Annotated in this window: 10 protein-coding genes; 4 read left to right on the forward strand and 6 right to left on the reverse strand. The window is 63.8% G+C overall.

Annotation, left to right across the window (positions count from 1 at the left end):
- Positions 1-63 precede the first annotated feature (63 nt).
- From dcd to F0P97_RS21230, 3 genes are all read right to left on the reverse strand, one after another.
- On the reverse strand, positions 64-630 hold the full coding sequence (gene dcd / locus F0P97_RS21220) for a dCTP deaminase (RefSeq protein WP_003052512.1): 567 nt from the start codon (positions 628-630) through the stop codon (positions 64-66).
- A gap of 63 nt (positions 631-693) precedes the next feature.
- Positions 694-1,986, reverse strand: a complete 1,293-nt coding sequence (gene guaD / locus F0P97_RS21225) for a guanine deaminase (protein ID WP_182283995.1) — start codon at positions 1,984-1,986, stop codon at positions 694-696.
- Between the two features lie 242 nt (positions 1,987-2,228).
- Entirely contained in the window at positions 2,229-3,125 is an 897-nt protein-coding gene (locus F0P97_RS21230; protein ID WP_182283997.1) for a LysR family transcriptional regulator, read from the reverse strand.
- A 104-nt stretch (positions 3,126-3,229) separates the two neighbouring features.
- Between F0P97_RS21230 and glaH the strand changes: the two genes are divergently transcribed.
- From glaH to F0P97_RS21245, 3 genes are all read left to right on the forward strand, one after another.
- Positions 3,230-4,153, forward strand: coding sequence for a glutarate dioxygenase GlaH (gene glaH / locus F0P97_RS21235; RefSeq protein WP_182283999.1), 924 nt, complete (start codon positions 3,230-3,232; stop codon positions 4,151-4,153).
- Between the two features lie 100 nt (positions 4,154-4,253).
- A complete protein-coding gene (locus F0P97_RS21240) occupies positions 4,254-5,495 on the forward strand; it encodes an alpha-hydroxy acid oxidase (RefSeq protein ID WP_182284001.1) in 1,242 nt (413 codons plus the stop codon).
- Between the two features lie 52 nt (positions 5,496-5,547).
- A complete protein-coding gene (locus tag F0P97_RS21245) occupies positions 5,548-5,988 on the forward strand; it encodes an HIT family protein (RefSeq protein ID WP_182284003.1) in 441 nt (146 codons plus the stop codon).
- A gap of 77 nt (positions 5,989-6,065) precedes the next feature.
- Here the strand turns inward: F0P97_RS21245 and F0P97_RS21250 are convergent, their stop codons facing one another.
- Genes F0P97_RS21250 through F0P97_RS21260 form a run of 3 tightly spaced genes read right to left on the reverse strand, consistent with a single transcriptional unit; the run spans position 6,066 to position 10,733 of the window.
- Positions 6,066-7,361 (reverse strand): cytochrome c, encoded by a 1,296-nt coding sequence (locus F0P97_RS21250; protein ID WP_182284005.1) that lies wholly within the window; start codon positions 7,359-7,361, stop codon positions 6,066-6,068.
- The gene (locus F0P97_RS21255) at positions 7,354-7,923 is read right to left on the reverse strand and encodes a (2Fe-2S)-binding protein (protein ID WP_182284007.1); all 570 of its coding nucleotides are present in this window, start codon (positions 7,921-7,923) and stop codon (positions 7,354-7,356) included. Before F0P97_RS21255 ends, F0P97_RS21250 begins: the two co-directional genes overlap by 8 nt.
- Positions 7,923-10,733: a xanthine dehydrogenase family protein molybdopterin-binding subunit gene (locus F0P97_RS21260; RefSeq protein WP_182284009.1), complete on the reverse strand. Its 2,811-nt coding sequence runs from the start codon at positions 10,731-10,733 to the stop codon at positions 7,923-7,925. Before F0P97_RS21260 ends, F0P97_RS21255 begins: the two co-directional genes overlap by 1 nt.
- Before the next feature lie 306 nt (positions 10,734-11,039).
- Here F0P97_RS21260 and F0P97_RS21265 point away from each other — a divergent pair, with 306 nt between their 5' ends.
- Complete coding sequence (locus F0P97_RS21265) at positions 11,040-12,071, forward strand: LacI family DNA-binding transcriptional regulator (RefSeq protein WP_182284011.1); 1,032 nt, start codon at positions 11,040-11,042, stop codon at positions 12,069-12,071.
- Positions 12,072-12,111 lie beyond the last annotated feature (40 nt).

The following is a 12,111-nucleotide window of genomic DNA, read 5'->3' on the forward strand; positions in this document are numbered from 1 at the left end:
GCCTCCCGGGAAAGCAAAAAGCCCGCTGTATCCGCAGCGGGCTTTCTGGCGCAGCAGCAGGCTTCAGGCCTTGGGCAGGGTCACGCCATGCTGGCCCTGGTACTTGCCGTTGCGGTCCTTGTAGCTGACTTCGCATTGCTCGTCGCCCTGGAAGAACAGCACCTGGGCACAGCCTTCACCCGCATAGATCTTGGCCGGCAGCGGCGTGGTGTTGGAGAACTCCAGCGTCACATAGCCCTCCCACTCGGGCTCGAAGGGCGTCACGTTGACGATGATGCCGCAGCGCGCATAAGTGCTCTTGCCCAGGCAGACGGTCAGCACGTCGCGGGGAATGCGGAAGTACTCCACCGTGCGGGCCAGTGCAAAGCTGTTGGGCGGGATGATGCAATAGTCGCCCTCGAAGTCGACAAAGCTCTTCTCGTCAAAATTCTTGGGGTCCACCACCGTGCTGTGGATATTCGTGAAGACCTTGAATTCGCGGGCGCAGCGGATGTCGTAGCCATAGCTCGAGGTGCCGTAGCTGATGATCTTCTTGCCGTCGACCTGGCGCACCTGGCCAGGCTCGAAAGGCTCGATCATGCCGTGCTGCTCCGCCATCTGACGGATCCATTTGTCGCTCTTGATGCTCATTAGAAGTCCTGTATCGCTTGATTTTTCATAGCGTTGTGCGCTCACAAATCAAGCGCAAGACCGCTATTTTGCTTGAGAAACAATGGTTTGCTCAATCAGGCGGTCATCTCCGAGGATGATCATGGCAAACAGCAGCTCGTCCAGATTGCGTGCCTGGGCCGTCTTGCGCGCCAGCAGCGGCGTGCAGCCGGGGTTGATGACGACCAGGTCGGCCTCGCAGCCGGGTTGCAGATTGCCGATGACGCCCTGCAGGCCCAGTGCACGCGCAGCGCCTGCCGTGTGCTGCCACCACAGGTGTTGCGGCGACAGGCTCTGGCCCTGCTTGGCATGGCCCTCGCGCCCCACCACATAGGCGGCCTGCATGGTGCGAAACGGCGAGAAGCTCATGCCGCCGCCCACATCGCTGGCCAGGCCATAGAGCATGCCGGCCTGGTCGGCCTTGAGGTAGTCGAAATAGCCGCTGGCCAGAAACTGGTTGCTGGTCGGGCTGATGGCCGCCGCAGAGCGTGTGTCATGCATGAGCTGGCGGTCGGTTTCATCGAGCCAGATGCTGTGCGCATAGACGGCGCGCTCGCGCATCAGGCCGAAGTCGTCGTAGACCGCCAGATAGCTGCGCGCGGCGGGGAACAGCTCCTTGACCCAGGCAATCTCGTCGAGGTTCTCGGCCACATGGGACTGGATCCAGACATCGCCATACCTGGCTGCCAGTTCGCCCGCACCGCGCAGCTGCTCGGGCGTGCTGGTGGGCGCGAAGCGCGGCGTGATCGCATAACCCAGGCGGTCCACGCCATGCCAGCGCTGGATCAGGGTTTCGGTGTCGATCAGGCCTTGCTCGGTGTCGTCACGCACGCCTTCGGGGCTGTTGCGGTCCTGCAGCACCTTGCCGGCAATCATGCGCATGCTGCGCTTTTGCGCTGCCGTCATGATGGCATCCACCGATGCCGGATGCGAGGTTGCAAACGCCAGCGCCGTGGTCACACCGTTGCGCAGCAACTCGTTGATGAAGAAATCGGCCACGCCATCGGCATATTCGCGATCGTGGAAGCGCGACTCGTGCGGGAAGGTGTAGTTCTCCAGCCAGGGCAGCAGACCCGGGGCCGGTGCGCCGATCACATCGGTCTGCGGGTAGTGGATATGCAGGTCGACAAAGCCCGGTGCCAGCAGCTTGCCGGGCAGGTGAATGACTTGCACGCCTTCGCGCTCAAGATACTGGTCGGCCAGCGCCTGCCAGCTGCCCGCAGCCACCACACGCTGCACGCCCGCGGCATCGGGAGCAATCGCCAGCAAGGCGTCGGAGTCATAAACCGCTTGGCCGTCATCGGCGAAGCGCAGCAGGGCACTACGATAGATTTTCATGGACCAGAGCTTACGCGCCCAATCTCGCCTGCGGAACACGGCAGCGCTTATAGAGGCTATACGGCTGCGCACAGGCCAGGGCTAGCGCTATCAATAACAAAGCTGGTTTCGCCTGCAGTGCATTGAATTCCTTGCAATTCAAATCCAAAAACCAATATCAGTAATCGATAGCAGCTATTGTTTTAGGCAGTTCAACATCCTGAACCCTGCGCTGCAACACCGCCCTGCCCGCAGCCGTGTAACTAGGCGGCGCAGCTTCTGGCCACGGCCAGAAAGGCGCGCACCGCAGGCGAGTTCTCGCGCTCGCGGTAGGCCAGCGCCATGTGCACGTTTTCCTTGAAGTCGCGCAGCGCCCTGAAGGCCACGCCCGGCTGATTAAGCAGGCGGTTCGACTCGGGCAGCACCACAATGCCGTAGCCAGCAGCAGCCAGGCTAGTCGCCGTGACGAAGTCGTTGACGCGATAGGCCTCGCGTGCCGAAAACCCGGCCGTCTCGGCCAGCCGCGCCAGCACCTCGGCAAAGCCTTCGCTTTCGTTGATGAACTGCGGCGCAATAAAGGTCTGGCCGCGCAGATCGGCCACGCTGATGGATTCATGGCGTGCCAGCGGGTGGTTCTCGGCCAGCGCCACCATGAAGGGCTCGCTGTGCACGATGACCGCCTTGACTCCCTCGGGGTAGCGACGGCGTGGCCGCAGCAGACCGGCATCGATCTCGCCCTGCTGCAGCGCCTGCAGCTGGCGCGGCGTCTCCATGGCCAACACCTGCATATGCACCTGCTCATGGCCGGGGCGGAACTGCGTGAGCATGCGCGCCAGCACCCCCGAGGTCACGGACGAGGAGATATAGCCCAGCTTGACATGGCCGCTCATGCCCTGGGCCGCCAGTTGCCCGATCTGCTGGGCCCGCTCCATATGGCGCAGCACGGCCACGGCCTCTTCGTAGAGCAGCTCGCCCGCATCGGTCAGCGTGATGGGTTTGCGCTTGTTGCGCTGCAGCAGGCGCACGCCCAGTTGCTGTTCCAGCTGCTGCACCTGCACGCTGACGGCGGACTGGGCCACGCCCAGCTTGTCGGCGGCACGTGAGAAATGCAGCTCCTGGGCCACGGTGACGAAGTGCTCGAGTTGGCGGTAGCTGAGCATGGATTTAATCTGAAATTCTTATTAAAAAATGCATTTAACCCTGTAGATCGTATCAAACAAGAAGTGTTCAATCACACCATTCCTGATTGAAGTACCCACCCACCATGAACGCTACGACCCCCCAGCAACTGATCCAGCCTGCCGCCTACGAGATCAGCACTCATCCCGAGCATCCTCGTTTGCTGAAACTGACGCTGAACGCTGAAGCCCTGAACGCCTTCCTGGCCGATGTGCGCGATATCGACGTGCAGAACCTCGAATACGTGCCCTTCATGCGCTTTCACCTGGCGCGCCGCCTGAAGGCCCACATGGGCGCCGACTTTGGCAAGACGCTGGTGAACATCATCAAGGACCGCAGGCATGGCGGCTTTGTGCTGGGTCTGGAAGGCGTGAGCCAGGATAGCGACGACTACGTGAAGTTCGGCACCGCCATCGGCCATATCCTTGGCCCGGCCAACCACGACTCCATGTCCAACAAGTACTACGCGCGCTTTCTGGTCAAGCACACCGACGCCAGCGACTCCTATCTGCGCCAGGCCTATCGATTGTTCACCATGCACACCGACGGCACCTTCGTGACCGAAGCCACCGACTGGCTGCTGATGATGAAATTCGACGAGCAGAACGCCGTGGGCGGTGAGTCGCGCTTTCTGCACCTGGACGACTGGAGCGAGCTGGACCGCTTCGTGCAAGACCCGCTGGGCGCCAGGCCCCTGCTGTACAAGGCTCCGGGCTCCAAGAACGTGAACGAACGCGTGGAACGCCCCGTGTTCTTCCACGGCGAGTTCGGCCTGTCGATCTCCTTCATCGACCAGTTCGTGCAGCCCGCCAACGACGCCGAAGCCGAATACCTGCAGAATCTGTCGGAATCGATGGAAAATTCGCCCGGCACCCGCACCGTCAGCCTGCCCGCTGGCGACCTGGTGGTTCTGAACAACTACTTCTATGTGCACGGCCGCGCACCGTTCGAGCGCAACGAGCAACTGCACCGCGAGCTGATGCGTCAGCGCGGTACATTCGCTCAGTAAACCTTGAACACCTGATGTTTCTGTCACGCCCCCGTGCACCGCAAGTGTGCGGGGGCGTAGCCAGTCAAACCCCTGAATTTCGCTCCCGAGGCGCCCTACCATGGCATCGTCACAAGCCCCTGCTGCAAACGCAGCCTCCGCCCCCAAGGCGCAAGCCGCCTACGGCCAACGCGCGGGGCTTCCCCGTCATCTGCAGAACATCTTGTCGCTGCATGACTTCGAGGCCGCCGCACGCAGGCACCTGCCCCGCCCTCTGTTTGGCTATGTCTGCGGCGCGGCCGAAGACTGCGTCTCGCTGCAGGCCAACCGTGACAGCTTCCAGCAATACGGCTTCAGCTCCAAGGTCATGGTGGACGTGTCCAAGCGCAACCAGAAGGTCGAGCTGTTCGGCCAGACCTGGGACTCGCCGTTTGGCGTGGCCCCGGTGGGCATCAGCGCCATCTCGGCCTACCGTGGCGATCTGGTGCTGGCTCGGACTGCTGCAGCGAATCGCATTCCGGCCATCATGAGCGGCACCTCGCTGATCCCCATGGAAGATGTAGCCAAGGCTGCACCGTCGACCTGGTTCCAGGCCTATCTGCCCGGCGACACCACGCGCATCGACGGCCTGATCGAGCGCATCGAAGCCGCAGGCTTCGGCACCCTGGTCATCACCGTGGACATTCCCGTCTGGGCCAACCGCGAAAACAATGTGCGCACCGGTTTCTCGATGCCGCTGCGCCCCTCGCTGCGCCTGGCCTATGACGGCATCACCCGCCCGCGCTGGATGGTGGGCACCATGCTGCGCACGCTGATCAACCACGGCATGCCGCACTTCGAGAACTCGTTTGCCACGCGCGGCGCGCCTTTGCTGTCGGGCACCGCCATCCGCGACACCTCGGGCCGCGACCACCTGAACTGGAAGAACATCGAACGCATTCGCCAGCGCTGGAAGGGCAACCTCATCATCAAGGGCATCCTCAACGAAGACGATGCCGTGATGGCCACCGATATCGGCGCGCAAGGCATCGTGGTCTCCAACCACGGCGGCCGTCAGCTCGATGGCGTGGTCGCTCCGCTGCAGATGCTTCCCTATGTGGTGGACCGCGTGGGCCACCGCACGGCCGTGATGATGGACAGCGGCATACGCCGCGGCAGCGATGTGCTCAAGGCCGTGGCCCTGGGCGCGCGCATGGTGTTTCTGGGCCGCCCCTTCATGTACGCCGCCGCAGTTGGCGGTGCACAGGGCGTTCATCACGCCATCACCTTGCTGCGTGACGAAGTGGACCGCAATATGGCCATGCTGGGCGCGACATCCATGGCAGAAATCACCAAGGACTGCCTGCGCGCGACGCCGCGCTGATTTGCGGCTGGGCCTAAGATAGAACGCTTGAACCATAAAAAAGGAGAGCGTCATGCCCATGTTTGTAGACCACTCGCCCCCCGGCGAGTGCATTTTCTGCAAGCTCGTCAAAGGGGAGATTCCATCGGCCAAGGTCTATGAGGACGATTTGACCATTGCCTTCATGGACATCGGCCAGGCCACGCGAGGCCATGTGCTGGTTGCCAGCAAGCGCCATGCCGTCAATCTGCTGGAGCTGACGCCCGAGGAAGCCGGCGCCGTGATGCAGACGGCCCAGCGCGTGGCGGCCGCGGTGAACAAGGCTTTCGATCCCGACGGAATCAACATCTTCCAGGCCAATGGCGCGCCAGCGGGGCAGACGGTGTTTCACTTTCACCTGCATGTGCTGCCGCGCTTCGAGGGCGATGGCCTGTCCGTGGTCTGGCAGCGCGAGGAACCGGGCTTTGCCGTGCTGGGCGAGCTGGCCGAGAAAATCAAAGCCGAATTCGCCTGAATCGAATCACTATTAAAAAAAGAGCTGCCAGCGCTTGATGGATAAGCACTGACAGCTCTTTTTACTTGAAACCGCTATCAATGTGATTCGGCGGTCCTGATGACATCGGCTACTTGCGCCGGCGTCACATCGCCCTTCTGACGACCCCAGCGCAGGCGCATGTAGTTCACCAGATCGGCCATGTCTTCGTGGCTGAGCTGATCGGCAAAGCCGGGCATGGCCTGCATGCGCTCGCCATGGGCCAGATCGCGCTCGGGCAGGCCTTCGCGGATCACGCGCACCAGATTCAGCGGCGTGGGGAACATGGCCGTGGTGTTGGTGTCGAGGCGCAGCGAGGAATGCGGCTGACCCTGACCATCGACGCCGTGGCAGCCTGCGCACAGACCGACGTAGATGCGTTCGCCATTGGCCGAGGTCGGGGTCTGAGGCGCTCCGGCCGCTAGCTTTACTGCGGGCTTCTCCCCCTGCATCAGATAGGCGGCCATGGCCTTGAGGTCGGCTTCCTCCATATGCGCACCCGAATGCTGGAGCACGGGGAACATGCCCATGGTCATCACACCCTGGGGCGAGAGACCGGTGCGCAGAAACTGCAGCAGATCCTGCTCGCTCCAGCCGCGCTCGGCCATGGCCTTGGGGCGCAGGTCGGGGGCGTAGGCGCCTTCGATCACATTGCCGGCGAGCGACTGCCTGAGGTCCATGGCAAAGCTGCTGGTGCGCGGTGTATGGCATTCGCCGCAGTGGCCCAGGGTGTTGACCAGATAGGCGCCACGTTCCAGGGAGTTGCTGGCCTCGGGGGCCGGCGCCCCCGCAGGACGCTCCAGCGCATTCCACAGTGCGAGGCCGGGGCGGATGCTGAACGGGAAGTGCATCTCCGGCTGGCGGTTGGCCACTTCCACCGCAGGTTGGGCCTGCAGCCAGACCCAGAGCGCATCGACATCGGCGCGCGTGATGTCGTGGTAGCTGGCATAAGGCATGGCGGGGTACAGGTTCTTGCGCCCCGGTGCCATGCCGCGCGCCACGGCGCGGTACAGGTCGTCGGCCGACCACTGGCCTATGCCATGCTCCTTGGAAGGCGAAATATTCGTGCCGTACAGCGTGCCCATGGGCGTGACCATGGCCATGCCTCCGGCCAGCTCGGCGCCCGTGGTGGGCGAGCTGTGGCAGGCCGCGCAGTCGGCAGCGCGAAACACCTGCAGGCCGCGGTCGAACAATTTCTGCTTTTGCTCGGCACTGATGTTGGCAAAGTCCACCGTGGCAGGCGGCACGCTGCCGCTTGCACTGCCCGCGATATACATGCCGCCCAGCACCACCACGGCTGCGGCGGCAAGGCCTGCGGCGATCTTGGTGAACTTGCTGCGTTGAGCTTTATCCATGACGGCTGACCTCCCGCGTGCGCTGGCCCGTGGTCAGGCCTGGCGTGACCAGAATCAGGTCGCGCACGGCGTGGTAGTAGCGCACATAGCCGGTACAGCGACAGATATGCTTGTCCAGCGCGGCTTCCACGGCTTCTTCCACGGCGTTGGCATCCACGGGCCTGGCCTGCAGCTGCTCCATCAGCACGGTGGCCGAGTTCACAAAACCCGGTGTGCAGTAGCCGCACTGGAACGAGAAATGCTCCAGAAACGCTTTTTGCACGGCAGAGGCCGTGATCTGGCCCTGCTCATCGCTGCGGGCCGCGCCTTCGATGGTGCGCAGGCTTTTGCCATTGAGCCAGGCCACGCCGGTCACGCAGGCGGGCACGGTGTGCGGGCCCTTGCCGGGCTCGTCCACGATGATGGTGCAGGCGCGGCACACACCCTGGCCGCAGCCAAGGCGCGTACCGTTCATGCCCGCATATTCCTGCAGGAACTCGATCATCATCAGGTCCTTGGGCAGCTCATGCGGGCCGGTCTTTTGACCGTTGATGGTGGCGGAAAACTGGATACGTTGCTGCATCACAATGCCTTCTTGATTCGCTCCGCGCTCAGCGGCAGTTGATAGAAGCGCTTGCCGGTGGCGTGGGCCACGGCGTTGGCGCAGGCAGCGACGACGGGGATCATCACCACCTCGGCCATGCCCTTGGGCGGGTCGGTGCGCGAGACCGGAGGCAGCACATGGCCCTCGGCCGTCCACACGGCCAGCTCGCTGGCGCGCGGCAGGTGGTAGCGGTTGAAGTTCCAGCTGCCGTTGCCGGGGCCGCTCGGCCCCAGGGGCAGCTCTTCGTACAGAGCGTGGCCGATACCCATGGCCACGCCGCCCTGCAACTGGCCCGAGACCAGCTCGGGTACGATCTGCGAGCCGCATTCCAGCCAGGTCTTGTGCCCCAGCAGCGTGACCTTGCCGGTGCCCGTGGATACGGCCAGTTCCACCAGCGTGGCGCAAGGCGCGTAGTACACCGCGCCCGCCGCCAGACGGTGCACCGGCGGATAGCTGATCTTGACGCGAGGCTGGAAGGCGTAGCCGGCACTGTCCATCGCGGCCTTTTTGGCGGCATCGGCACCATTGCCAAAGCGCAGGGACAGGGCATCGATCTCGGCAGCAAAGCGCTTGCCGCCCAGCTCGAACTCGGCACTGGCCCAGGAGCGGCGATTGAAGGTGTGGACGCAGACACCGGTGACCAGACCCAGCTCATGGGCGCGTGCGGCCAGACGCTCCAGCGTCAAGGGCTCCATGGCGCCGGCCACCAGCTTGCCGTCCTTCCACTCGGCCTCGTCGAGCGAGACCGGCATGCCTTGCAATGGACCGCCAAACGGATTGCCCCAGATGGACAGGGCTGCCGGCCACAGACCATGGGCCAGCAGCAGCTTGGCGGCCTGGCGCGTGGTGTGGGTGAAGTAGTAGGCAGAATTGGAGGCCGATTGCGGCGAAGTGAAGCTGGGCACCCAGTACGGGTCCTGGGACAGGCGATCCTCTTCGGCCTGGGGCGTGGAGTTGGGCTGCTCCTGCGTGTGCAAGGGCATCTCGGGCCATTTCTGGGCCGAAAACTCCACCTCGTCCACAGGGCGACCGAGAAAAGGCTCTGCCGCCAGCATCTGGGCCGTGGTGGTGCCGGTGCCGATTTCCGCCGTGATGTGCTTCATCTTGAGCTTGCCCTCGGGCGATAGCTCGATCAATGCCAGCGCGGCTTCGCCGGCGGTACCAAAGCTTTTTTGCACCGAGGCAAAACCCACGCCGTAGCGCATGCCGGGATTGGCGGCTTCGTACTCGGCCTTGCGTTGGACACGGTTCACCCACACCGGGTCCTTGGCGGCCAGGGCCAGAATCTCGCCGATGCGCAACTGGCCCGCAGGCACGGCGCCCTGGGTGTTGCGCAAGCCTGTGCGCAGCATATTCTTCTGGCGCAGGGCGATGGCGTCCATGCCGATCTGCTCGGCAATCTCATCGACCAGCATCTCGGTGGGGGCCATGGACTGCAGCGTGCCGTAGCCGCGCACCGATCCCGCAGTGACTTCGCTGCTGGGGAAGACGGCCACCGACAGATCGCTCTTGGGAAAGTAGTACACCGACTGCGAGGAAGCGACACCGAGCGTGCCCACCGAAGGGCTGAAGTTCATGGTGCCGCCGCCGTCGCCGCGCATGTCCACCGAGAAGGCCTGGAACTGTCCTTCGGCATCCACGGCAATCGTGGTCTTGAGGTCAAAGGGATGGCGCTTGAGCGCGAACTGGAAATGCTGCCAGCGGTCCAGCGCCAGCCGCACCGGGCGACCTTGCGCATACAGCGCCGCCAGACCCACGTAGAACGGGAAGGAGTGGTGCTCCTTCTGCCCGTAGCCCACGGTGTAGGCGCTCAGATAATCCATTTCCTTGAGCGCAAAGCGGCTGGCCTTGACCATGCCGACCACATGGCCTGCCGTGGCGTAGGGCGCCTGGGTGGCGCCCACCATATGCATCACGCCCCTGCTCTCTTCATACCAGGCCAGGCCGTTTTCAGGCTCCAGCGCGGCAGGCTCCATGGACTGGCTGTGGTAGTCGCGCGAGAAGACCTGGGTACCCTCGGGCGGCTGCTTGAGCAGTTGCTGGATCTGGGCCGAGTACTGCATGGCCTTGCCATGCTTGGCATCGTCCACGCCGGGCCATTGCAGCTCGGGGCCGGTCAGCTGCGGGCGCACGATGCCGTGGTACAGCGGCGCATGCAGATCGGGCTCGTCATGCCTGTCAGCTCCCATGCGCACATAGCGCGCGGCCACATAGGGCTTGCGTTTGGGCGGCGTGGCGGCTGCGCCCCACCGGAAGATGCCCTCGTTGAAGCGCAGCAGGCGCACGGCTTCGCGGTAGCGCTCGTAGTCGTGCCAGATGCCCAAGGCCACGGGCTGGCCCAGCATGGGTGAGACCTGGCCCTTGGGCAAGAAGTAGCTGCCGTAAAAACCGGGCTCGGGCATGTGCACGCCGTCGGCAGCGGCACGCTCGGCGTCCACCAGCACGTCAGGGGCAAAGTCCTTGCCCAGCACGGACAGGTCCAGACCTTCGTAGATACGGTCGGCACGCGGAACCATGATCAAAAGCGCATGGGACTGCTTGTCGGGCCAGCCCGCCATGTCGCGCGCGCGCAGATCGATGGCAAACAGCTTCTGGCCCATGACCTTGGCCATGCCGTCGCGGCGGTAGCGCAGCCGGCCGCCGTCCATCCAGCCAGCGTCCTGACCGTTTGCCGGCTCGACCATCTGCGCCAGCGCCTGCTCCAGCGGGCGCACTCCGGCAACCACCCCCAGGGCGGCCGCAGCCTTCAAAAAGCTGCGCCGGCTCAAATCCGATTTGGGCACATTCATTCTCCAGTGAGCAAACCGAAGCGGCGGCAGGCCAGCACTCCGGTCGCAATTGACTCGCAGCGCTACCCCGCAACCGGGGCAGCGCTCGGATATCTGCACGTCGGCCGGCACTGCGACCGGCCGTCAAGGCGATATCGTTTCCAAAAAGAAAATCGATTTGGCACTTGAATTTCATCAATCTCATTTATGAATAATTGATGCAATTCCAAATTAACCAAATCGATTTGGGCAAAGTAAAGTATACAAAAACTTCTGCAATGCCTGCCGTGCGTTTCGCAATGACCGCCCGCACTCTTGAGGAATTCCATGGCCGACACGCCCAGCCAACGCATCACCATCTCCGACGTGGCTCGCGAGGCCGGTGTTTCACGCACCACGGTCTCCCACGCGCTCAATGGCCGCGGTCAGGTCGACCCGGCCACACGCCTGAAGGTGGAGGAAGCTGCTCGCAGCCTTGGCTACCGGCCCAATCGCCATGCGCAGCGCCTGCGCACAGGCGGCGCCAGCATGATTGCGCTGATGTCGTCCATGCCGTTCACGGTCTCGGGCGGGCCGTCGCGTTTGGGGTTCTTCATGGAAGTGGCTGCTGTCGCTGCCTCGTCGGCGCTTGAGCGCGGCCTGGTCATGGCGCTGGTTCCGCCCCACAAGCCCGGCCAGACCTCGCTGAACCTGCTCGATATCGACGGCGCCCTGGTCATAGAGCCGCAGGCCGGCGACCCCCAGCTGGCAGAGCTGCTGCAGCAGGGCCTGCCCGTGGTATCCATCGGCCGCCCGGGCGGCGACCATGTCAACGTGCCCTATGTCGATCTGCTGTCGGGTCCGGCTACGCAGATGCTGCTCACGCATATGCTGGCGGCCGGAGCCAGGCAGATAGGGCTGGTGGTCGGCGCCTCGGAGCGCACCTCCTACAGCCAGGCCGAGCAGGCCTATGCAGCCATGGCAGCCGGTCATGGCATGCAGCCTGTGGTGTTGCGCATGGACGAGGCCGAGGGCGAGGACGGCGGCCATGCCGCAGCCCAGCAACTGCTGGGCGAACACCCAGAGCTCGATGCCCTGCTGGTCATGGTCGATGCCTTTGCCGTGGGCGCGGCCCGCTACGCCCAGCAGGCAGGCCTGCGCATTCCCGAAGATCTGATGCTGGCCACGCGCTACGATGGTCTGCGTGCGCGCAGCTGCGAGCCGCCGCTGACGGCACTGGACCTGCATCTGGAAGACATCGCACAGCTGGCGGTCGATCTGCTGTTCGAGCATCTGCGCGGCGACACCACTAGACGCATGGCCACCGGACCTTTGCCGACCCTGGCACTGCGCCGCTCCACGCAAAGAAAGCCCGGCTGAACCGCTTCAACCGGGCTTTCAATCACCGGACCCCAGGCTA

The sequence above is a fragment of the Comamonas testosteroni genome (assembly GCF_014076415.1).
Lineage (GTDB): Bacteria > Pseudomonadota > Gammaproteobacteria > Burkholderiales > Burkholderiaceae_C > Comamonas > Comamonas testosteroni_F.

Bases quoted from the DNA above. Each gene is read 5' to 3' on its own strand.
- dcd (WP_003052512.1), bottom strand. From the start codon at position 630: ATGAGCATCAAGAGCGACAAATGGATCCGTCAGATGGCGGAGCAGCAC.
- guaD (WP_182283995.1), bottom strand. From the start codon at position 1,986: ATGAAAATCTATCGTAGTGCCCTGCTGCGCTTCGCCGATGACGGCCAA.
- F0P97_RS21230 (WP_182283997.1), bottom strand. From the start codon at position 3,125: ATGCTCAGCTACCGCCAACTCGAGCACTTCGTCACCGTGGCCCAGGAG.
- glaH (WP_182283999.1), top strand. From the start codon at position 3,230: ATGAACGCTACGACCCCCCAGCAACTGATCCAGCCTGCCGCCTACGAG.
- F0P97_RS21240 (WP_182284001.1), top strand. From the start codon at position 4,254: ATGGCATCGTCACAAGCCCCTGCTGCAAACGCAGCCTCCGCCCCCAAG.
- F0P97_RS21245 (WP_182284003.1), top strand. From the start codon at position 5,548: ATGCCCATGTTTGTAGACCACTCGCCCCCCGGCGAGTGCATTTTCTGC.
- F0P97_RS21250 (WP_182284005.1), bottom strand. From the start codon at position 7,361: ATGGATAAAGCTCAACGCAGCAAGTTCACCAAGATCGCCGCAGGCCTT.
- F0P97_RS21255 (WP_182284007.1), bottom strand. From the start codon at position 7,923: ATGCAGCAACGTATCCAGTTTTCCGCCACCATCAACGGTCAAAAGACC.
- F0P97_RS21260 (WP_182284009.1), bottom strand. From the start codon at position 10,733: ATGAATGTGCCCAAATCGGATTTGAGCCGGCGCAGCTTTTTGAAGGCT.
- F0P97_RS21265 (WP_182284011.1), top strand. From the start codon at position 11,040: ATGGCCGACACGCCCAGCCAACGCATCACCATCTCCGACGTGGCTCGC.